The sequence below is a fragment of the Streptomyces sp. NRRL F-6676 genome, assembly GCF_000725625.1.
GTDB lineage: Bacteria > Actinomycetota > Actinomycetes > Streptomycetales > Streptomycetaceae > Streptomyces.
This window is the reverse complement of sequence record NZ_JOHS01000009.1, coordinates 1-22,044: the sequence shown is the minus strand read 5'-3', so window position 1 is coordinate 22,044 and position 22,044 is coordinate 1. Positions and strand designations below refer to the sequence as shown.

Here is a 22,044-nt window from a genome sequence, read left to right as displayed (position 1 = left end):
AGGTGAGGGCCCTACCGCGTGCGGTAGGGCCCTCACCTGCTTCCGGCTGCGTGTCGCACCGGTCTGGATCACGGGCCGGATCTGCTTCCGGTAGGCCTCTTCCGTCACGGCGGTCCCGGAGTGGCCGACGATCCGGGAGGTCACTTCAGCGGGACGCCCCGGTCGGACAGCACGGACACGAAGCTGTGCCGGAGCTCCCGGGGCGTCCACTCGTCGGCGTCGATTCCGTCGACGTCCTTGAGCGCCTGGCGGAAGACGCGGCGGACGTTCGCGGCGTCGAGCGGCTTGCCGACGGCCGAGGCGAAGACCAGCCCGTGTTCCTCCCACTTCTCCTCAGCGGCGAGCCGGTCCCAGAGCGACTCCACGCAGCGTCGGCAGAGATGATGGAACACCTCAGTTTCCGCAGCTCAACGGCCAGTCCTTCGGTGTGGCCGTGCAGCGGCAGCGGCAGGGTGGGGTGGGTGAGGTGATGGAGTCGGTTACCTATCTCGAGTTCGACCGATGCTGCGCTGAATCATTGGTCATCAGCGGCTGGTTCCGCGTCGTAGGGCTCGAATTCGATGTAGTCGAGGGGATCCTCGTCGCGGCGTCCGAGTGGGGGCAGGCCCTCGGCCGTGAACCGGCCGCGCAGCCACTCCAGCAGGGTCTCGGTGAGGTTGGCGTTAAGGGGCGGGCCCTGGTCGGCGTGGCGCGGTACGACGATCAACGGCCAGTCGTCCGGTGTGGCGCCTTCGGTCAGCCAGCACAGTTGGTCGCCGTCGATGGAGTCGGCGAAGGGCAGGAATCCTCCGGGCTCGGGATAGACCGCAAGGGGGTGGTACTCGGGGAAGTCGGCTCGCTGCCCCTGGTAGGTCTCCGCGTACCACTCGGCCCACGGTGCGAGCGCGTACTGGTCCTCGCTGAAAGGGAAGTTGAAGCGCAGCCAGCCGCACCAGGAGCCGGCCCCGTACCGCTCCATCAGTCGTATGTACTCGCCGGGCAGAGGTGTACCCAGCCGTTCGTGCAGCCAGTCCCAGTTGTGCTCACCGAGCGCGGGGGTCTCCGGCGGCGGGACGAGTGCGGTCAGAGTTTCCAGACCGCTGCCCGTGGTGAGCGCCGCCCGCTGCTGAGCGGTTGGCTCCGGTCGCCGAGGCGGCGGTGTCCACGGGGTGTGCTCCAGGTCGGTTTGCATGCCACTTCGGGCGGCCACCGGGCGCATGCCGTCGGCCACGAGCCGGGCCAGCGTCGGCACGAGCGGGGTCCCGAAGCGCCGCCAGGGGTCGCGGCCCGCGTTCTCGTCGTCCTGACAGTGCATGACGACCGGCCACTGGTCGGGGTCGTCGGATGCCGTGGTGTCCCAGTAGAGGGTGTCGGCGGTACGGGTGGCGCCGAAGGGAAGGACGCCGGGGGCGTTGCGCCGAGTCTGCTGGACCCAGGCCCCATAGTCGAACCAACCGCGGTTGACGCAGGGCATATGAAGCCAGAGCCAGGCGCCGATGTCGAGTGGGCCGTACGCGGCGGCGATGGCCTTGTAGTCGGCGGGCAGGCTCGTCCCCAACCAGGACTCGACTGCCGCCCAGTCGACAGGTACGGCGAAGTCGGCCGGCGGGTCGCCGAAGATCTCGGCGAAGGCGTTGATGTGCGGGTCGGAAGCATTCACGGGTCTATAGACCTTTGTCGGGAGCGAACGGGTGTCGACCGCAAAGGTGGGGAAGCCCATGAGCTCCTCCCAACCCGCCGCGGGGCACAGGAAGGTTGGGCTGACAATGCGGTGAAGCCCCTGGTAGATGAGTTTTCGACCAAGAGATCCAGCTCCACCAGAGGCTTCGCATGCCTGTCTACCCGCCGGGTGACGACGTGTCCAGCTCTGCCCTACGCTGCCTGCCCACCTGCCCACCTGTCTGCGGCGGCACCGTCGCGCGATCGACTCGGTCATTCGGTCAGCGCGGCCGGGTACCGGGCGCCGAACCACTGTTCCGCGTCGAACTCCTCGAAGCGGGCCGTCTCGGTGAAGCCGAGTTGTGCCGCGAGGCGCATCGAGCGGGTGTTGGCGGTCTGGGTGCAGAGCACCACCGGTTCGCCGGGGAACGCGGTGGCGAACCAGTCGAGTGCCGCCGCGCATGCCTCGGCGGCGTACCCGTGGCCCCATGCCCGGGGCAGGAACATGTAGCCGAGTTCGGCTTCCTCCCCGGACGGGCCGAGGTGGCCCGGGCGCTCCGCGTCGCGCCGATCGAGTGTGACCGTGCCGATCGCCGCTCCGTCGAGGTCCACCACGAAGACGCCGGGGCGCCGTCCCGGTACCTCGGGGATCACGCGTTCGAGTTCGTGGCGCGACTGAGGGCCTCCGAGGTGGGCGCGTACCTCCGGTGAGGCGAACAGTTCGATGAACGCCGCGCGGTCGCGGGCCTCGGACTCGCGGAGCACGAGCCGTTCGGTGCGTATCGGGGCAGGCGGCCAGGCCGCGGGTTCCAGTGCGGTCACGGCGGAAGCCTACGGCCGTGCCCCGGAGGGGCGGGGTCCGGGTCAGTCGGTGATGTCGACGCCGTAGGCACGGGCCAGGGTGGCCAGGTCGTGGTCGTAGCCCTGGCCGACGGCGCGCAGTCGCCAGGCGTCGCCCCGGCGGTAGAGCTCGGCGAGGATCATGGTGCGCTCGGTGGTGGCGGCGTCCAGGGTGGCGCGGGCGGTCGGGGCCTCGCCGACACCACAGGTGGCGGTGATTTCGACGGCGCCGACGTCGCCGAAGGTCGCGGTGCCCTCGATCGCGGCGGCGACGGCGACCCTGCTGACCTCCGAGGGCAGCCGTGCCAGATCGACGGTGACCGACTGCTCCGTCGGGCCTTCCGTGGCGAACCGTACGGTGCCGTCCGGGTGTTCGGGCGCGTTGTAGAAGACGAAGTCCTCGTCGCCCGCCACCTGTTCGTGGGCGTCGAGTGCGAAGGCGACGACATACACGTCGCAGGCGGCGTGCTGGCCCCACGTGGCGGCCACCGTCCAGGCCGCGCCACGGCCGGAGAGATCGGGGAGATCGGGGAGACCGGGCAGATCGATGACGGCGCCTCGGACCAGTACCTGTGCCGTGTCCGGTCGGTCTTCGCTCCCGCCCCGTACCGCCGCGGGCGTGGGCGCCCGGAGCCAGTCGGCGTCGTGCACGCGCAGGCCGAGGGAGGCGATGCGGCCGAGGCGCCGGTCCGATTCGCCGCCGGGCAGCACCACGACGTCCGTCACCCGGGCCGAGAGGTTGACCGCGGCCGAGGCGCCGAGGCCGGCAACCCGGGCACGTGCCGCCGCGGCCTCCTCGTGCGTGCCGCCCAGGACCAGCACCCGGCGCCCGGCCAGCGAGCGGTCCGCGTCAACAGCGGATGTCGTCGGTGCGGTGGGCGCGGTGGTGCGCTGCGTCGGGATGCTCGGGGCGGAGGCTCCCGACGCCGGCGCTCCAGGGCCGCCTTGCCCGGCCGTGCCCTTGGCCCGGCCCGGCCGTACGTCCGCCAGCAGGCGCAGATAGGTCGGCTCGTCCACGAGGCGGACGCCCTCGGCCTCGGCGCGGCGGAGCTTGGCCGAGCCGGCGCCGGGATCGTTGGTGACGACGACGCTGGTGTGGCGGCTGACCGAGGTCATCATGTTCAGCCCGGCCGCCACCGAGCGGGCGACCAGTTCCTCGCGGGAGACCTCGGTCTCCCCAGTGACGGCCACCTTCATTCCCTGTACCAGTGGCCCGTCCGCCGTCAGCGGTCCCGGATTGCGGTAGGCGCAGGGGGTCTTCGGCACGTAGGGCTTGTAGTCCTGGCGGGGCGGACAGGCCAGCAGCGGCAACGGCAGCCCCAGCCGTTCGGCGGCACCGAGCGAGCCGCGCAGGACACCGGCGAGCACCCGTACGTCGTCCCGGGCGTCGTGCGCGTGTCTCTGTTCCACTCCGTAGTGCGCGGCGAGCGTGCCCAGCTTGAAGTCGGGTGTACCGGGCCCGACCAGGCGGTTGAGGGCCAGGGTGCACAGGCGGCTGCCGACCGGGGCCCAGGAGCGGGCGCGGGCGAACTCGTGGGCCAGGAAGTCGTAGTCGAACTGTGCGTTGTGAGCGACGAGAACGCGGCCGTCGAGCAGTTCCCCCACCCGCGGTGCCACTTCCTCGAAAGTGGGCGCGCCCGCGAGGCGGGCGGGGGTGAGGCCGTGGATGTGCACCGGGCCTGGGTCGCAGCCGGGGTTGAGGAGGGTGGAGAACTCCTCGGCCCGCCGGCCGTGTCCGTCGAGCGTGATGACCGCGAGGGACAGGACGCGGTCCCGGCCGGCCCTCAGCCCCGAGGTCTCCACGTCCACCAGCGCCCAGTCGTGGACGTAGTCGTCCAGGGTGGGCCAGTGCGGAACGGACGACAGTACGGCCATGCTCGGGCTCCCCTCCCGGAGTCCGGCAGACGACGTGCGGACCGTCTGCCGTGACGATGGACGGTGAGGGATTCTCGCACGAACCGGACACGGCCGGGCACGGCCGGACACGGTTCGTGGTGGAACCGTCACTCAGCCCCACACCCCCCTCTCCCCCCTCACCCCCCGACCGACGCCTCGATCTTCCGGGCGAGGGTGATGAACGTTTCGATCTCCGTCGGCGTCAGGTCCTGCACCGACGCCTCTTCCAGCGTGTGCCACATCGCGGTGATCGGGGCCTCCAGGGCGCGGCCCTCCTCGGTGAGGTGGACGATCATGGCGCGGCGGTCGTGGGGGGACGGTTGGCGGGTGAGGAGGCCGGCCTCCTGCATGCGGCGGAGGGACTTGGAGACCGTGGAGTGGTCCAGGCCGACGCTTTCGAGGAGTTCGGACTGGGTCTGGCCGTCGCGGTCGAAGAGCTGCATGAGCAGCAGTTCCTGGCCGGGGTGCAGGTTCATCCCCCGGAGCAGGGCCGCCGCCCTGCTCCGGTGGGTCCGGCCGAGCTCGAAGACGGCGTAGCTCAGCCGGCCCTGACGGACCGCGCCCGGGGCCTCCCGGGTGGGGGCCGCCTGGGTGGGGGCCTTCCCGGTGGGCGGTGCGGGGTCGGTCATCGTGCCTCCTCAAGCGGAAACGGTGGAGAGGATCGGGTAGTCCGTGTAGCCCGTCGCGTCGCCGCCGTAGAACGTCGCCGGGTCGGGGGTGTTCAGCGGTGCTCCGGAGCGTACCCGTTCGGGCAGGTCGGGGTTGGCGAGGGCCAGGGCGCCCACGGTCACCACGTCCGCGCGGCCGGAGGCGATGTCCGCGGCGCGGGCCGGCAGGTCGGCGCCCGCGCGGTTGAGGAGCAGGGCGGTCGGCCACGACTCCCGCAGGTTGTCGAGCAGTTCCTCGTCCCCGCCGTGGATCAGGTGCAGATAGGCCAGGCGCAGCGGGGCCAGGGCGCGGACGAGGGCCGGGTACAGCTCGGCCGTGTCCGCCTCCGTGATGTCGTTGTACGGGTTGCCCGGCGAGAGCCGGATGCCGGTGCGGTCGGCGCCGATCTCCTCGGCCACCGCCGTGGCGACCTCCACCGCGAAGCGGATGCGGGCCTCGACCGAGCCGCCGTAGCGGTCGGTGCGGTGATTGGTGTTGGTCGCCAGGAACTGCTGGATCAGATAGCCGTTGGCGCCGTGGATCTCGACCCCGTCGGCGCCGGCGGCGAGCGCGTTCGCCGCGGCCCGCCGGAAGTCGTCCACCGTCGCGGACACCTCGTCGGCCGACAGTTCCCTCGGCTCGGGCATCTCCTGCGGGCCCGTCGCCGTGAACATCACGCCCGCGGGGCGGACCTCGGACGGGGCCACCGGGCGGCGGCCGTGCGGGGTGTTGTCGGGGTGGGCGATCCGGCCGGTGTGCATCAGCTGGACGACGATCCGGCCGCCCGCCGCGTGCACGGCGTCCGTCACCCTGCGCCAGCCTGCGACCTGTTCCTCGCTGTGCAGGCCGGGGGTCAGCAGATAGCCCTGCCCGTCGGCGGAGGGCTGCGTGCCCTCCGTGATGACGAGGGCGTGCGAGGCGCGCTGGGCGTAGTACTCCGCGTTGAGCTCGGTCGGGACACCCTCGGGGGTGGAGCGGTCCCGAGTCATCGGGGCCATCGCCAGCCGGTGCGGCAGGGTCAGGGCGCCGACGGTGACCGGGGTCCACAGGGTGTGCAGGGGTGTTGTCTCGGACATGGGGTTCCTCCTTCGGAGTGCAGAGATGCGGAGATCAGAAGTCAGAGGCCAGAGACCAGAGGTCAGAGGTCAGAGGTCTGAGGTCACAGGTCACACGTCACAGGTCAGCCGACGGTGAGCACGAGCTTGCCGCGGCCGTGGCCGGCGTCGATGATCCGGTGGGCCTCGGCCGCGCGGGCCAGCGGCAGGCTGGTGCCGACCGTCGTGATCAGCGTGCCGTCGGCCGCCTGCCGGGCCAGTTCCGCCAGTCGCGCGGCCGACCGGCGCTGCGGGCCCGACTCGAAGTGGACGCCCAGCTCCGCCGCGCGGAAGTCGGCGGTCGTGACGACGCGGTCGGTGCCGCCGAGCAGGGTGATGGAGTCCTCCAGGGCGCCCTTGCCCGCGAGGTCGAACACGGCGTCCACGCCCTCGGGCGCCAGCGCGCGCACGCGGTCCAGCAGGCCCTCCCCGTACGTCGTCGGCGTCGCGCCCAGGCCGGTCAGGTACTCCTGGTTGGCCGGGCCCGCCGTGCCGATGACGCGGGCGCCGCGGGCGGTGGCGAGCTGCACGGCCAGCGTGCCCATGGCGCCCGCCGCACCGTGCATCAGCACGGTCTCGCCCTCCTTGACGCCGAGGACGTCGAGGACCCGCTCGGCGCCGTCGCTCGCGACCGGCAGCGTGACCGCGTGCGCGAAGTCGAGCCCGGCTGGCTTCGGCGCGAGGTGGTCGGGGGTGGCCAGGGCGTACTCGGCGTAGGAGCCGGTGTCGGACCAGCCCAGCACCTCGTCCCCGACCGCCAGGCCCTCGACGCCCTCGCCGAGCGCGTCGACCACGCCGGCGATCTCGCCGCCGGGGATGGCCGGCAGGGTCGTCGGGAAGATGGCCTCCATCCCGCCGGAGCGGATCTTGCCGTCCACCGGGTTGACGCCGATCGCCCGGATTCGTACGCGGACCTGGCCCGCGCCCGGCTCGGGGGTCGCGACCTCCGTCTCGTGCAGGACCTCGGTGCCGCCGAACCGGTCGAAAGTGATGGCCTTCATGGTTGTTCCTCGCTTGTGTCGGTGGTGCGTCGGGGGCCGGCCACCCATTTATGTGGCCGACCACTTAAAAGTAGCACCGATTAGGTGGCTAGCCAAGTATTTAATTGCGGTGCGCCCCGGCGAGGGGTGCGCGTACGCTCCACGGCCCATGGGCCACGTGGAAGCAGCGCACCTGGAGTACTACCTCCCCGACGGGCGCATCCTGTTCGGAGACGTCTCCTTCAAGGTCGCCGAGGGGTCCGTCGTCGCCCTCGTCGGGGCGAACGGCGCCGGGAAGACCACGCTTCAGCGGCTGATCGCCGGTGAGCTGAAGCCGCACGGCGGCACGGTCACCGTCAGCGGCGGGCTCGGGGTGATGCCGCAGTTCATCGGGACCGTCACGGACGACAGGTCCGTACGGGACCTGCTGCTCGCGGTGTCGCAGCAGCGCGTGCGCGAGGCCGCGGCCGCCGTCGACGCGTCGGAGCTGCGGCTCATGGAGCGGGACGACGAGGCCGCGCAGCTCGGCTACGCGCAGGCGCTGAGCGACTGGGGCGAGGCGGGCGGCTACGAGGCCGAGGTGCTGTGGGACCGGTGCACCAGTGCCGCGCTCGGCGTCCCCTACGAACGGGCGCGCTGGCGCGAGGTGCGCACGCTGTCGGGCGGCGAGCAGAAACGGCTGTGCCTGGAGGTGCTGCTGCGCGGCCCCGACCAGGTGCTCCTGCTCGATGAGCCGGACAACTTCCTTGACGTGCCGGGCAAGCGGTGGCTGGAGGAGAAGCTCCGGGAGACCGCCAAGACCGTGCTGTTCGTCAGCCACGACCGGGAACTGCTGGCGCGCTCGGCGGAGAAGATCGTCAGCGTGGAGCCGGCGCCCGGCGGCAGTGACGTCTGGGTGCACGGCGGGGGCTTCGCCACGTACCACGAGGCGCGCGAGCGGCGGTTCGAACGCTTCGACGAGCTGCGCAGACGCTGGGACGAGAAGCACGCACAGCTCAAGCAGCTGGTGCTCGACCTGCGGCAGTACGCCGCGCGCAGCGACGTCATGGCCTCCCGCTACCAGGCGGCGCAGACCCGGCTGCGGAAGTTCGAGGAGGCCGGACCGCCGCCGCAGCCGCCGCGGCCGCAGAAGATCACGATGCGGCTGGGCGGCGGCCGTACGGGCGTACGGGCCCTGACCTGCCGTCAGCTGCTGCTGACCGGTCTGATGAAACCGTTCGACCTGGAGGTTTTCTACGGCGAACGGGTGGCCGTGCTCGGCTCCAACGGCTCCGGCAAGTCGCACTTCCTGCGGCTGCTGGCGGGGGAGCGCGTGGAGCACTCCGGGGAGTGGACGCTGGGCGCGCGCGTCGCGCCGGGGCACTTCGCGCAGACGCACGCCCATCCGGAGCTGGTCGGCCGCACGCTGCTCGACATCCTCTGGAAGGAGCACGCGCTGGACCGGGGCGGGGCGATGTCCGCGCTGCGGCGGTACGAGCTGAGCGCGCAGGGCGAGCAGCCGTTCGACCGGCTGTCCGGGGGCCAGCAGGCGCGGTTCCAGATCCTGCTGCTCGAACTCCGCGGCACGACCGCGCTGTTCCTCGACGAGCCGACGGACAACCTCGACCTGGAGAGCGCGGAGGCGCTCCAGGCGGGGCTCAGCGCCTACGAGGGCACGGTGCTCGCGGTCACGCACGACCGCTGGTTCGCGAAGAGCTTCGACCGCTACCTGCTGTTCGCCGCGGACGGACACGTACGGGAGACGCGGGAGCCGGTGTGGGACGAGGGGAGGGTGGTGCGACGGCGGTAGGCGCCCGGCGGCGGTGGGCCCGGCTCGGGGCGACGGACCGGACCGGCTACTCCGCAGCCAGGAGTCGGTACATCGCCTGGCCGTCCGCCCGTGCCTCCTCGTCCTCCAGCGCCCTCCAGGCCTTGTGGTCGACGTCCCGCAGTGCCTGTGCCATCCGCAGCTTCCTGCGGTCGCCCTTCGTCAACTGGCGCTTGAGAGCGAGGGGATCCGCCGGCAGCGAGAGAAGGAACGCCAGGTCCCGGTAGTGCTTCTCCTTCGGCGCGGTGGGAATGCCCAGCGCGGCCGCCTTGCCGACGATCGCGCCCAGCAGGCTGGGGCGGTGGATCGTTCCCGTGCGCTCACCGAGTCGCACGGGAACGCCTTGGCTGCGCTGCACGGCTTGTCGCCCACCAGGAACTTCCAGCGTCGTGCCGGGAGGTGTCGTGGTCAGGTCGGCCCGTTGGCCGAGGTTGTCCGGAGCGAGCAGATCGACGACGAGTGTGCCCCCGTCCTCGTGCCGCCTGTATCTGTGGGCCTTGCCCTCCGGAGACACACCGCTGGACGCGAAACCCAGGTCCTCCAACGCGGTCACGAGGGCACGCAGACTGTGCTGATCGGAGATCACGTCGGCCAGCACGTCGAGGTCGAGGCTGGCGGCCGGTGGGTTCCTGCCGTGTTCCAGCCCGTGCAGGAGGACCATTTGGCCACCGATCAGGGTCCAGGCCTCGGGGACCTTCTCGGACAGGTCCAGAAGGGTTCCCCAAAGGCCCACCAGTGGTCCGGTCAGCAGGTCCGACTCGATGCGGACGAATGTCTCGTTCACGACGCACGCCTCCCCTTCGCCGCGTTCGCCGCGTTCGCCACCAGCAACGGTTGGAGGACGCCTGCCGCTGCCGCGACGGCTCGGTCCTCTCCCGTATCGAGCAGATCGGCCGCGACCACGGGCGCCGGAGCGTCCCTGCCCTCCCTCTCGTCCCACTCGGCCGAGACGAGGAACGTCCAGGCGGTGGCCGACGGCACGCGGACGACGAGGTTTCCACCGTGTGCGTCGAGCACCAGACCGAAGCCGGCCTCGAGTTTCCCGACCCGGTCGGGATGCACGTAGATCTCGGCACGTCCCGGAGCGACGTAGTCGGCGCCCACCCGAGGGGCGGCGCTGACCCCGGTACGCACCACGTCCGGATCCGCGAGCAAGGTGGGGAGCAGGCCGCGGTGGGCCCGGTAGCGCCGCACTTCCGCCCGCGCCGCGAGCAGCTTCCGCAGGCGTTCCGCCGGCAGCTCCTCGTAGTCGGCGAGATCCCGTATACGGGCCATCAGACGGGAACGCTCCGGGTCTGACAAGGCGGGAGGCCGACTCCCGGAAAGCAGGGCGAGGATCCCCCACGCGTTCCGCTCCGACAGCGGGCGCCCGGGTGTGTGCGCGGAAGTCTTACGCTCGCGGACGGCTTCGGTCTCCACGATCCATCGGCTGCCGATCACCGCACCACGCAATCGCCCCTCGCGCAGCAGTTGGCGCACACGCGAATCGTCCAGGCCCAGGGACTCCGCGGCCTGCTTCACGGATACGTAGTCCGCCTCGGCCACCTCGCACCTCCTTGCGAATATCCTCCCGGATTCGGGAGAGAACACGCAATCAGTGTCCGCGCCCCGCATCTTTGCGTCAAATCTCCCGGGGCCGGGAGATTTGACGCAAGCACGCAACCGATGCCTGTCCGCCGGGCGCCGGTCCGGGGCAGTTCCCCGGGCCGCCGGGACCTCGTTCGCGAGGACCCGGTGAGCCCCTGACCTCCTGAAAGAACCAGGAACAGAACATGCGAGGGCCTGACCGATCAGGCAGACAAGACCCCTTCCCCCAACGCGCACCTGCGCGCCGACGCCGGAGCTCCGACCTCCGGTGTGATCCACGTCTCCCCCCCCCCCCCCCCCCCCCCCCCCCCCCCCCCCCCGCCGGCCCCCCCGCCCCCCGCCTCCCCCGCCACCTCAGCACCCGTTCCGCGTGGTGTTCCTCGTGGTGGTCGATGCGGCGGGCCGCCAGGAGGTGGCGGAGGGTGATGATGCCCTCCACCTCGGGGCGGCCGTTCGCGTCCGGGGTCACCACCAGGAGGCGGGTGACCTCGTGGTGGGCCATGCGGTTGGCCAGGGTGCGGAGGGTTTCGTCGGGGTGGGCCGTGGCGGGGGGTGTGGCCAGGGAGGCCAGGGGCGTGCGGTCGGTGGGGTCCGCGTGGATCAGGCGGCCCCGGGTGACCACGCCCGTCAGCACGCGCTCCGCGTCCAGCACCGGGTACAGCCGCTGGGCGAGCAGGCCCTCGGGGTCGCCCCCGTCGTGCGCGGTGCGCAGCAGGGCGGTGATCTCACCGGCGGGACGGTCGGCGCGGAACGTCACCGCCGCCGGGGTCTCCAGCTGCCGTACGAGGTGGGTCTCCAGGGGGTCGACGGAGTACTCCCGGGTGAGGTGCAGCCCGCGCCGGGCCAGTTTCTCGGTGAGGACCGAGCGCTTGAGCAGGGTCACCGAGAGCAGGTACGCGGTCGACGCGGTGATGACCATGGGGATCAGGGCGTTGATCTCGTGGGTCAGTTCGAGGCAGAAGACGATGCCCGTGAGCGGCGAGCGCATGACGCCGCCCAGCACCCCCGCCAGGGACACCAGCGCCCAGAAGCCCGGGCCCACCTGCGGGAAGACCAGCGCCTCCGCCGCGCCCAGCGCGCCGCCGACCATGAACATCGGGGCGAGCACGCCCCCGGACGTGCCCGAGCCGAGCGACAGTCCCCAGATCAGCGTCTTGACCACCAGGACGCCGACGATCAGCCCGACCGTCGCGTGCCCGGTCAGCAGCGCGTCGATGACGTCGTAGCCGACACCGAGCGTGCGCGGCTCGACCAGACCGCCCAGGCCGATGATCAGACCGCCGAGCGCGGGCCACCACATCCAGTGCACGCGCAGCCGCGAGAAGAGGTCCTCGGAGAAGTAGACGAGGGCCGTCGCGCCGAGCGCGAGGAGCCCGGCGGCGGCACCCGCGACCAGGCACAGGCCGTAGTCGGGAAGCGCGAGGTGCGCCGGCACGTGGGCGCCGCCGAACAGCGGTTCGGTGCCGAGCAGCGGGCCCCGCACCAGCGTGGCCGTCACCGCCGCGACCGCCACCGGCAGGTACGAGCGCGGCCGCCACTCGAAGAGCAGCAGTTCGACGGCGAGCAGGATCGAGGCGAGCGGCGCGTCGAACGTCGCCGCCATGCCCGCCGCGGACCCCGCCACCAGCAGCGCCTTGCGCTCGTCCGTCGTGACCCGCAGCAGCTGCGCCATGAGCGAGCCCACCGCGCCGCCGGTCATGATGATCGGCCCCTCCGCGCCGAACGGCCCGCCCGTGCCGATGGATATGGCGGCCGACGCCGGCTTGAGGACGGCGACCCGCGGCTGCACCCGGCTGCCGCCGACCAGGATCGACTCGATCGCCTCGGGCATGCCGTGGCCGCGGATCTTCTCGGAGCCGTAGCGGGCCATCAGCCCGATGACCAGGCCGCCGACGACCGGCATGACCACCAGCAGCCACCGGTGCGTGGCGTCGGCGGGCACGGCGGAGCCGAAGCCGAACCGCCAGCGGAAGCCGAGGTTGGTGATGAGCGCGATCAGCTTCAGCAGCCCGGCGGCCACCAGCGCGGCCACCGCACCGACGGGCACGGCCAGCGCGGTGATCGCCAGCACCCGCGGTGGCACATGGAAGTCGCCGAGGACCGGGATGGCGGGAACGGTGAGGTGGGGCGGATGACCGTGCGGGCGGGAGGCCGCCGCGGAAGGAGCGGGCGGCTCCGGGGCCAGGGACGCGGACATGACGACTCCGGGGATTCGAGGGTGGGGACGGGAGCGACCGAGCAGGGCAACGCGATCTCCGCGAGCCGCACTGCCCGCGGAGAAGGGAGGGGAGGAGGGAGGAAGGGAGACGGGGGGCAACCCTGCCCGCCTGCACGGATCGTATCATTGCATGGTGCAACGGTCACTTTCGGTGAGCCCGCCCCACCTCAGCGTGACCGGCGTCACATAAGCATGCCCCGCACAACTATTGCAAAGGGCAAGAAAAGCTCCGTATAGCCCTTCTCAACTCTGTGTAGTCATGTCAGTACCCGCCGCTACCGTTGTTCCAAGCTGACAGCCCGTCAGTTCGGAAGCAGCAGTACGCAGGTGAGGAGTGTGCCGGGTGGTGGGACGGCGCGGTGCCCGTCGGGAAGCGGAACGCATGGCGGCGGTGGCCGCGGAGCGGTTGCTGCGAGGCGGCCGCATACTGCGCCGCACCGAGACGACACCCGATCTGCGGGCGGTGCTGCGCACCGACCAGAGTGTCAACGACAGCCCGTACCGCGAGCGCTGGGCGCACGACAAGGTCGTACGCTCCACGCACGGCGTGAACTGCACCGGCTCGTGCTCGTGGAAGGTGTACGTCAAGGACGGGCTGATCACCTGGGAGACCCAGGAGACCGACTACCCCTCCACCGGCCCCGACCGGCCCGAGTACGAACCCCGCGGCTGCCCGCGCGGTGCCTCCTTCTCCTGGTACACGTACTCGCCCACCCGCGTCCGCTACCCGCACGTCCGCGGTGTCCTGCTGGAGCTCTACCGCGAGGCCCGCGCCCGCCTGGGCGACCCCGTCGCCGCCTGGGCCGAGATCACGTCCGACCCGGTCAGGCGGCGCCGCTACCAGTCGGCGCGCGGCAAGGGCGGTCTGGTGCGGATCGGCTGGGAGGAGGCGCTGGAGATCGCGGCCGCCGCCCACGTCCACACCATCGGGGCGTACGGTCCGGACCGCGTCGCCGGGTTCTCGCCGATCCCCGCCATGTCCATGGCCTCGCACGCGGTCGGCGCCCGTTTCCACGCGCTGATCGGCGCGCCGATGATCTCCTTCTACGACTGGTACGCGGACCTCCCCATCGCCTCCCCGCAGGTCTTCGGCGACCAGACGGACGTCCCGGAGTCCGGCGACTGGTGGGACGCGGCGTATCTGATGCTGTGGGGCTCCAACGTGCCGGTGACCCGGACGCCGGACGCCCACTGGATGACGGAGGCCCGCTACCGGGGCCAGAAGGTCGTGGTCGTCTCCCCCGACTACGCCGACGCCACCAAGTTCGCCGACCAGTGGCTGCACCCCCACCCCGGCACCGACGGGGCGCTCGCCATGGCGATGGGGCATGTGCTGCTCACCGAGTGCTTCGTGCGCCGCCGGGTGCCGTACTTCACCGACTACGTGCGGCGCTTCACCGATCTGCCGTTCCTGGTGGAGATCGAGGAGCGCGCCGACGGCACCCTCGTCCCGGGCAAGTTCGTCACCGCCGCCACGCTCGGGCTGTACGAGGAGGACGAGGAGGAGGCCGCCTGGAAACCCGTCCTGCTGGACGCCGCCTCCGGCCGCCCCGTCGTACCGGGCGGCACCCTCGGCGACCGCTGGTCCAAGCGCGGCGAGGGCCGCTGGAACCTGGACCTCGGGGACGTCGAACCGCTGCTCAGCCTGTACGACGACGGCCCGGACACGGCGACGGAGACGGCGACGGCGACGGCAACGGTCCGGCTGCCCCGCTTCGACGACGCCGGGAGCACCGCGCTCTCCCGCGGCGTCCCCGTCCGCGAGGTCGGCGGGCGCCGGGTGACCACCGTGTTCGACCTGCTGCTCGCCCAGTACGGCGTCGGGCGCGAGGGCCTTTCCGGCGACTGGCCGCAGGGCTACGACGACGCCGCGCAGCCCTGCACCCCCGCCTGGCAGGAGGCGATCACCTCCGTCCCGGCGGCGGCCGTGGTGCGCATCGCGCGGGAGTTCGCGGAGACCGCCGAGAAGACGCGCGGCCGCTGCATGATCGTCATGGGCGCCGGCACCAACCACTGGTTCCACTCCGACACCATCTACCGCTCCTTCCTCACCCTGCTCCTGCTCACCGGCTGCCAGGGCGTCAACGGCGGCGGCTGGGCGCACTACGTCGGCCAGGAGAAGGTCCGCCCCTACGCCGGCTGGCAGCAGGTGCAGTCGGCGGCGGACTGGGTGCGGCCCTCGCGGCAGATGGCCGGGACGCCGTACTGGTATCTGCACACCGACCAGTGGCGCTACGACGCCCAGAGCGCCGACGCGCTCGCCTCACCGGCGGCCGGGAAGGGCCTGTTCGCCGGGCGGCACACCGCCGACCTGGTGGCCCAGTCGGCGCGGCTCGGCTGGATGCCGTCGGCGCCGACGTTCTCCGCCAACCCGCTCGACCTCGGCCGGGCCGTGCGCGAGAGCGGGCGCGAGCCCGACGAGTGGGTGGCCTCCCGACTGACCGACGGCAGGCTCGGCTTCGCCTGCGAGGACCCCGACGACCCGGCCAACTGGCCGCGTGTGCTCACCGTGTGGCGGGCCAACCTCATCGGCTCCTCCGCCAAGGGCAACGAGTTCTTCCTGCGCCACCTGCTCGGCGCGAGCGACAACGCGTGCGCCGAGGAGGCACCGCCGGACGCCCGCCCCCGGGACGTCACCTGGCACGAGGAGGCGCCCACCGGCAAGCTCGATCTGCTGCTCGCGCTGGACTTCCGGATGACCTCGACCACGCTGATGGCCGACCTCGTGCTGCCCGCCGCCACCTGGTACGAGAAGCACGACCTGTCCAGCACGGACATGCACCCCTTCGTGCACGCGTTCTCGCCCGCGATCAGCCCGCCCTGGCAGGCCCGCACCGACTTCGAGATCTTCCACGGACTCGCCGCCCGCTTCGCCGAGCTCGCCAAGGGCCGCCTGGACACCGCGTACGACCTCCTCGCCACCCCCCTCCAGCACGACACCCCCGGCGAGACCGCCCAGCCCGGCGGCACGGTGCCCGACTGGCGCGAGGGCGCCACCGCCGCCGTGCCCGGGCGCAATCTGCCGCACTTCACGGTGGTGCGGCGGGACTACACCGCCGTCGCCGAACAGCTCGCCGCGCTCGGCCCGCTGCCCGAGGAGCGGGGGATGACGGTGAAGGGGGTGACCGTACGGCCCGGGCCCGAGGTGCGGTGGCTGGCCTCACGGTGCGGCACGGCGGACGGCGGGGCGGCGCGCGGCCGGCCGCTGCTCGACACGGACGTCAAGCTGTGCGAGGCGATCCTCGCGCTGTCGGGCACCACCAACGGGCGGATCGCCGCCGAGGGGTTCGCGCGGCTGGCCGAACGGTGCGGTCCCACCGCCGGGTTCGAGACGCTTGCGGAGGCGGTGCACGAACGCCGGGTGGTGTTCTCCGACACCCAGGACCGGCCCGTGCAGGTCGGCACCAGCTACGAGTGGTCCGGCAAGGAGGCGCCCGACCGGCGCTACTCGCCCTTCACCGTCAACACCGAGCACAGGAAGCCCTGGCACACCCTCACCGGGCGCCAGCACTTCTACCTCGACCACGACTGGATGGCCGAACTGGGCGAGCAACTGCCCGTCTACCGGCCCCCGTTGGACCTGACCGCGGACGCGGTGGCGGGCGAGCGGGAGGTGAGCGTGCGCTACCTGACCCCGCACTCGAAGTGGTCCATCCACTCCGAGTACCAGGAGAACCTGCTGATGCAGACCCTGGCGCGCGGCGGCCCCGTCATCTGGATGAGCGTCGCCGACGCCGAGGCGATCGGCGCCGCCGACAACGACTGGGTGGAGGCGGTCAACCCCAACGGGGTCGTCGTCGCCCGCGCGATCGTCTCGCACCGCATGCCGGCCGGCACCGTGTTCATGTACCACGTGCAGGAACGCCTGGTGAACGTCCCGCGCAGCGAGACCACCGGCAGGCGCGGCGGCGTCCACAACGCGCTCACCCGCATCCTCCTCAAGCCCACCCATCTCATCGGCGGCTACGGCCAGTTGTCGTTCGCTCCCAACTACTACGGCCCCACCGGCAACCAGCGCGACGCGCGCACGGTCGTCCGGCGCCGGGCGCAGGAGGTTCAGTACTGATGCCCCGTGCTGGAAGCACTATTGGACGCTGTATGAGCCAAGTGGCGATGGTGATGAACCTCGACAAGTGCATCGGCTGCCACACCTGTTCGGTCACCTGCAAGCAGACCTGGACCAACCGCACCGGCACCGAGTACGCCTGGTTCAACAACGTGGAGACCCGCCCCGGCCTCGGCTATCCGCGCGGCCACGAGGACCAGGAGAAGTGGAAGGGCGGCTGGCGCCTCGACGCCCGGGGCCGGCTCGTCCCCCGGTCCGGGGGCCCCCCCCGCCGCCTCGCCCGCCTCTTCGCCAACCCCGAACTCCCCTCCCTGAAGGACTACTACGAGCCCTGGACGTACGACTACGAGACCCTGATCGCCGCCCCGCTCGGCGACGACCTGCCCACCGCCCGCCCCCGCTCCCTCATCGACGGCCGCCCCACCGACGTCACCTACGGCCCCAACTGGGACGACGACCTGGGCGGCGGCCCGGAGCACCTCGCCGGCGATCCGGTGCTGAAGAAGATGAACGAGCAGGTCAGGCTGGAGTACGAGCAGGCGTTCATGTTCTACCTGCCCCGCATCTGCGAGCACTGCCTCAACCCGTCGTGCGTGGCGGTGTGCCCGTCCGGCGCGCTCTACAAGCGGATCGAGGACGGCATCGTCCTCGTCGACCAGGACCGCTGCCGGGGCTGGCGGATGTGCGTCAGCGGCTGCCCGTACAAGAAGGTGTACTTCAACCACTCCACCGGCAAGGCCGAGAAGTGCACCTTCTGCTACCCGCGCATCGAGGCCGGTGAGCCCACCGTCTGCTCCGAGACCTGCGTGGGCCGGCTGCGCTACCTCGGCGTCATGCTCTACGACGCCGACAAGGTGGGCGAGGCCGCCTCGGTGACCGACGAGAAGGACCTGTACGAGGCCCAGCTCGGCTGCTTCCTCGACCCGCACGACCCCGAGGTGGTGCGCGCCGCCGAGGAGTCGGGCATCCCGCACGACTGGATCACCGCCGCCCGCCGCTCCCCCGTGCGCGAGCTGATCACCACCTACCGGGTCGCGCTGCCGCTGCACCCGGAGTACCGCACGATGCCGATGGTCTGGTACGTGCCGCCGCTCTCCCCCGTCGTCGAGGCGCTGACCGGGAGCGGACACGACGGGGAGGACCCGGCGGCGCTGTTCGGCGCGATCGACTCGCTGCGCATCCCGCTGGAGTACCTCGCCGGACTGTTCACCGCCGGGGACACCGCCCCCGTGGAGGCGGCGCTGTGCCGGCTGGCCGCGATGCGCGCGCACATGCGCCGGATCAACCTCGGCGAGGAACGCGACCCGGCGCTCGCCCGCGGCGTCGGCCTGGACGAGCGGGGCCTGGAGTCGCTGTACCGGCTGCTCGCGCTGGCCAAGTACGAGGAGCGGTACGTGGTGCCGACGACGTATGTGGCGGGAGGCGGGGGCGGCGCCACGAGTTCGGGGTGCAGTCTGGAGGGCGAGGGCGGTCCCGGAATGTACGGGGACGCCGCGGATCCGGCGGAGGCGTTCCACGCGCCGCCCGTGCCGGCCGGGGCGGCTCCCCGGTCGGACGGTGGACTGCGCGGGCGGGTCAACCTGTTCAACTGGGACGGGCGCGGGCGGCCCCGGGGACTGTTCCCGGAGCGGAAGGGCGCGCGGTGACGCAACTGCACCGGGCGGTGCACCAGGCCGCCTCCCTGCTGCTGTCCTACCCCGAGGCCGACTGGCCGGTGCGGCGCGACGAAGTGGCCGACGTGCTGGGGCGGTTGCCCGGTCCGGCGCCCATGTCGCTGCTGCGGTTCTGCCGGTGGAGCGCCGATGTCCCCGTGCTCGACCTGGCGAAGCGGTACGTCGTCACGTTCGACCGCACCCGCCGCCGCACCCTGCACCTCACCCACTACACCGACGGCGACACCCGGCGCCGGGGCGCCACGCTCGCCGCGCTCAAGGCCCGCTACCGGGCGGCGGGCTGGGAACCGGACGGCGGGGAACTCCCCGACCACCTGCCCGCCCTGCTGGAACTCGCCGCCCGCTGCCCGGAGGAGGGACGCGCGCTGCTCGTCGAACACCGGGGCGCGCTGGACCTGCTGGCGCGGGGGCTGGCGGCGTACGACAGCCCGTACCTGGACGTCGTACGGGCGGTCCGGGACACCCTGCCGGACGGGCCCGCGCCCGCCCAGGCGCCGCCCCCGGTCCCGCTGCCGTTCCCCGCGCTGCCCCTCCCCGTCCCGTACGCCCCGGGTCACGAAAGCGCCGAAGGAGTCCGCCGCTGATGGAACATCTGCACATCGCCCTGTGGGGCGTCCTGCCCTATCTCTCGCTCGTGGTGCTGGTCGCCGGGGCCCTGTGGCGCTACCGCTACGACCGGTTCGGGTTCACCACCCGCTCCAGCCAGCTGCACGAGTCGCGGCTGCTGCGCGTGGGCGGCCCGCTGTTCCACTACGCGCTGCTGTTCGTCGTCGGCGGGCATGTCATGGGGCTGCTGGTGCCGGAGTGGGTGACCGAGCGGCTGCGGGTCAGCGAGGCGCAGTACCACGGGGTGGCGCTGACCATGGGCGGCGCGGCGGGCGTCGCCGCCGTCTGCGGGCTCGGCATCCTGCTGTACCGGCGGCTGCGGGTGCCCGCCGTGCGCCGGGCGACCAGCCGCGGCGACCGGCTGATGTACCCGCTGCTGGTCCTGGTGCTGCTGGCCGGGCTCACCGCCACGGCGTCCTCGGTGGCCAACCCGTACGACTACCGGCTGGGCGTGGCGGTGTGGTTCCGCAGCCTGTTCACGCTCGACCCGAACGTCTCCGCGATGGCCCACGCACCGCTCGTCTACCGGTGCCACGCGCTGCTGGCCCTGGCCCTGTTCGCGCTGTGGCCGTTCGGCCGGCTCGTGCACGCGTTCGCGGCGCCGCTCGGGTACGCGGCGCGGCCGTACGTGGTCTACCGCTCGCGCGGCGGGGCGGGGGTCAGGGGCGGGGCTGCCGCTCGTCGCGGCTGACGACCGTGCCGGGCACGACCCGGGGGGTGCCCTCCGGGTCCTCGTCGCGCAGGGCCCTGGACTCGCTCCTGAAGATCCGGCTCGCCTGCCCGGCCGACCGCGCCAGCCCCGGGAGCTTCTTGAAGGCGAGGACGGCGATCACCACGAGGAGGATCACGACCAGCTCGCTCAGGCCGAACATCGCGGCTCCCGTTCCGTCGTGCCGTCGACCGGCCGCCCTCCGGCCGGTTCCGTCGCAGTCTCGCCGACGCACGCGCCGACGGCAAGGGCGGACCGCCGGGCCCCGCCCCTGGAACCGGGCGCGTCGGTACGGCAGTCTTTCCCCTCGTGGCGAGCGGCGGGGCGTACCGGACGGGATCGATCGACGGCGGCGCACACATGGTGGTGTGCGGGGACGACGGGCTGGCGCACCGGCTCGCGGCCGAACTCCGTGACGTGTACGGGGAGCGGGTCACCCTCGTCGTCCCGCCCGCGCGGCGGCTGGCCCGCCAGCCGGTGGTGGGGCGGCAGCGCGGGGCGGCCCTGCTGGACCGGGTGTCGGCGGCGGTGACGCGGGCGGCGGGCAACGGGGGCGGGGGCTCCCCGGCCGGCGGTGGCGGTGGCCGCAGTGGGGGTGACGGTGGCCGGGGCGGGGCTGACGGTGGCCGGGGCGGGCACGGGGGCCGTCCTCCCCTCGAACCGGGCGGGTCCGTACGGGTGGTGGAGGCGGCCGAGGCCGCCGAGGCCGTGCTCGCCGACGCGGGCGTGGAGCGGGCCACCGCGCTCGCCCTCGTCTACGACGACGACGAGACCAACATCCGCGCCGCGCTCACCGCCCGCCGGCTCAACCCCCGGCTGCGGCTCGTGCTCCGCCTCTACAACCGGCGCCTCGGGCAGCACATCGAGGAGCTGCTCGACCAGGCGGCGGCGCTCGCGCTCATCGGCCCGGACGGGACCGCAGGCGAGGACGACAACCTCGACGCCTCCACGACCGTCCTGTCCGACGCCGACACCGCCGCGCCCGCGCTCGCCGCGACCGCCGTCACCGGCACCACCAAGGTCGTCCAGGCGGACGGGCTGATGCTGCGCGCGGTGGAACGGCAGCCGCCCGCGCCCGGGGAGGTCGCCGACCCCGGGCTGTGCACCCTGGCGCTGCTCTCCGCCACCAGCAGCGACCCCGCGGGCGCCGACGGCGCCGAGGAGAGCGGGGAGCACGGGCCCCGGCTGCTGCCCGACGAGGCGGCGGTCGCGGCGGCCACCGGGCGCGGGACCGTCGTCCTGGAGACCGTGTCGTACACCGGGCCACGGCAGCAGGCCGGGCGCAGCATGGTGCCGTTCGCGCTGCTGCTGTCGCGGCGGCTGCGGTGGTCGTTCGCGGGCCTGGTGGCCTGTGTCGTGGCGCTGGCGGTGGCGCAGCTCGCCGTGACCGACACCGGTCCGCTGCGGGCCACGTATCTGACGCTGCTCGACCTGTTCGCGATCAACGACCCGGCGGTGGGCGAGCCCGCCGGGCGGCAGATCCTGCAATTGCTGTCGGGGCTGGTCGGGCTGCTGCTCCTGCCGGTGCTGCTGGCGGCGGTGCTGGAGGCGCTCGGTACGTTCCGCAGCAACTCCGCGCTGCGCAGGCCGCCGCGCGGGCTGTCCGGGCACGTGGTGCTGCTCGGCGTCGGCAAGATCGGCACGCGGGTGCTGGTGCGGCTGCGGGAACTGCGGATTCCGGTGGTGTGCGTGGAGGGCGACCCGGAGGCGCGGGGGCTCGCGGTGGCGCGGCGGCTGCGGGTGCCGGTGGTGCTGGGGGACGTGACGCAGGAGGGGGTCCTGGAGGCGGCGAAGATCCACCGGGCGCGGACGCTGCTCGCGCTGACCAGCGCGGACACGACGAATCTGGAGGCGGCGCTGTACGCGCGGTCCGTGCGGCCGGATCTGCGGGTGGTGCTGCGGCTGTACGACGACGACTTCGCGACGGCGGTGTACCGGACGCTGCGGGCGGCGCATCCGCAGGCGCTCACGCGGAGCCGGAGTGTGTCGCACCTGGCGGCGCCGGCGTTCGCGGCGGCGATGCTGGGGCGGCAGATCCTGGGGGCGATTCCGGTGGAGCGGCGGGTGTTGCTGTTCGCGGCGGTGGAGGTGGCGGGGCATCCGCAGTTGGAGGGGCGGACGGTGGGGGAGGCGTTCGTGGCGGGGAAGTGGCGGGTGTTGGGGCGCGAGGTGCCGTCCGGCGGTTCGGCGGTGTGGGGGTTGCCGTCCTCCTATGTGCTGGGGGTGGGGGATCGGGTGGTGCTGGCGGCGACGCGGAGGGGGCTGGCGGAGCTGTTGGGGCG

Annotated in this window: 16 protein-coding genes and 1 pseudogene; 6 read left to right on the top strand and 11 right to left on the bottom strand. The window is 72.7% G+C overall.

All coding sequences use genetic code 11. The features are described from left to right. Nucleotides 1-54: 54 nt before the first annotated feature. From IO29_RS08430 to IO29_RS08400, 7 genes and pseudogenes are all read right to left on the bottom strand, one after another. Nucleotides 55-467, bottom strand: a pseudogene (locus IO29_RS08430) (tyrosine-type recombinase/integrase); the annotation flags it as partial. Nucleotides 468-514: 47 nt separating this feature from the next. Beyond that, the gene (locus tag IO29_RS08425) at nt 515-1,639 is read right to left on the bottom strand and encodes an SMI1/KNR4 family protein (RefSeq protein ID WP_030993924.1); all 1,125 of its coding nucleotides are present in this window, start codon (nt 1,637-1,639) and stop codon (nt 515-517) included. Between the two features lie 272 nt (nt 1,640-1,911). Continuing rightward, on the bottom strand, nt 1,912-2,460 hold the full coding sequence (locus IO29_RS08420) for a GNAT family N-acetyltransferase (protein ID WP_030378665.1): 549 nt from the start codon (nt 2,458-2,460) through the stop codon (nt 1,912-1,914). Between the two features lie 42 nt (nt 2,461-2,502). Continuing rightward, entirely contained in the window at nt 2,503-4,353 is a 1,851-nt protein-coding gene (locus tag IO29_RS08415; protein WP_030378666.1) for a TerD family protein, read from the bottom strand. 158 nt (nt 4,354-4,511) lie between these two features. Beyond that, complete coding sequence (locus IO29_RS08410) at nt 4,512-5,003, bottom strand: MarR family winged helix-turn-helix transcriptional regulator (RefSeq protein ID WP_078618153.1); 492 nt, start codon at nt 5,001-5,003, stop codon at nt 4,512-4,514. Between the two features lie 9 nt (nt 5,004-5,012). Beyond that, nucleotides 5,013-6,098: an alkene reductase gene (locus IO29_RS08405; RefSeq protein ID WP_030378668.1), complete on the bottom strand. Its 1,086-nt coding sequence runs from the start codon at nt 6,096-6,098 to the stop codon at nt 5,013-5,015. Nucleotides 6,099-6,202: 104 nt separating this feature from the next. After that, complete coding sequence (locus tag IO29_RS08400) at nt 6,203-7,117, bottom strand: NADP-dependent oxidoreductase (RefSeq protein ID WP_030378669.1); 915 nt, start codon at nt 7,115-7,117, stop codon at nt 6,203-6,205. Nucleotides 7,118-7,265: 148 nt separating this feature from the next. Here IO29_RS08400 and IO29_RS08395 point away from each other — a divergent pair, with 148 nt between their 5' ends. After that, nucleotides 7,266-8,885, top strand: a complete 1,620-nt coding sequence (locus tag IO29_RS08395; RefSeq protein WP_030378670.1) for an ATP-binding cassette domain-containing protein — start codon at nt 7,266-7,268, stop codon at nt 8,883-8,885. 46 nt (nt 8,886-8,931) lie between these two features. Here IO29_RS08395 and IO29_RS37680 read toward each other — a convergent pair whose 3' ends face one another. From IO29_RS37680 to IO29_RS08380, 3 genes are all read right to left on the bottom strand, one after another. Beyond that, nucleotides 8,932-9,687, bottom strand: coding sequence for a nucleotidyl transferase AbiEii/AbiGii toxin family protein (locus IO29_RS37680; RefSeq protein WP_051707483.1), 756 nt, complete (start codon nt 9,685-9,687; stop codon nt 8,932-8,934). Beyond that, complete coding sequence (locus tag IO29_RS37675) at nt 9,684-10,448, bottom strand: helix-turn-helix domain-containing protein (protein WP_030378672.1); 765 nt, start codon at nt 10,446-10,448, stop codon at nt 9,684-9,686. The genes IO29_RS37680 and IO29_RS37675 overlap by 4 nt, the downstream gene beginning before the upstream one ends. A 76-nt stretch (nt 10,449-10,524) precedes the next feature. After that, entirely contained in the window at nt 10,525-12,687 is a 2,163-nt protein-coding gene (locus IO29_RS08380) for a chloride channel protein (RefSeq protein ID WP_234316385.1), read from the bottom strand. Nucleotides 12,688-13,090: 403 nt separating this feature from the next. Here IO29_RS08380 and IO29_RS08375 point away from each other — a divergent pair, with 403 nt between their 5' ends. Genes IO29_RS08375 through narI form a run of 4 tightly spaced genes read left to right on the top strand, consistent with a single transcriptional unit; the run spans nt 13,091 to nt 19,744 of the window. Further along, nucleotides 13,091-16,774, top strand: coding sequence for a nitrate reductase subunit alpha (locus tag IO29_RS08375; RefSeq protein ID WP_030382736.1), 3,684 nt, complete (start codon nt 13,091-13,093; stop codon nt 16,772-16,774). 32 nt (nt 16,775-16,806) lie between these two features. Next, nucleotides 16,807-18,420, top strand: a complete 1,614-nt coding sequence (narH, locus tag IO29_RS08370; RefSeq protein ID WP_107065947.1) for a nitrate reductase subunit beta — start codon at nt 16,807-16,809, stop codon at nt 18,418-18,420. Then, nucleotides 18,417-19,031 (top strand): nitrate reductase molybdenum cofactor assembly chaperone, encoded by a 615-nt coding sequence (narJ, locus tag IO29_RS08365; protein WP_030382734.1) that lies wholly within the window; start codon nt 18,417-18,419, stop codon nt 19,029-19,031. Before narH ends, narJ begins: the two co-directional genes overlap by 4 nt. Beyond that, nucleotides 19,031-19,744, top strand: coding sequence for a respiratory nitrate reductase subunit gamma (gene narI, locus IO29_RS08360; RefSeq protein WP_033225114.1), 714 nt, complete (start codon nt 19,031-19,033; stop codon nt 19,742-19,744). The genes narJ and narI overlap by 1 nt, the downstream gene beginning before the upstream one ends. Here the strand turns inward: narI and IO29_RS08355 are convergent. Then, nucleotides 19,713-19,925, bottom strand: coding sequence for a twin-arginine translocase TatA/TatE family subunit (locus IO29_RS08355; RefSeq protein WP_033225109.1), 213 nt, complete (start codon nt 19,923-19,925; stop codon nt 19,713-19,715). The genes narI and IO29_RS08355 overlap by 32 nt on opposite strands. 197 nt (nt 19,926-20,122) lie before the next feature. Here IO29_RS08355 and IO29_RS08350 point away from each other — a divergent pair. After that, on the top strand, nt 20,123-22,044 hold a 1,922-nt coding region (locus IO29_RS08350), incomplete at its 3' end, for an NAD-binding protein (protein WP_051848679.1).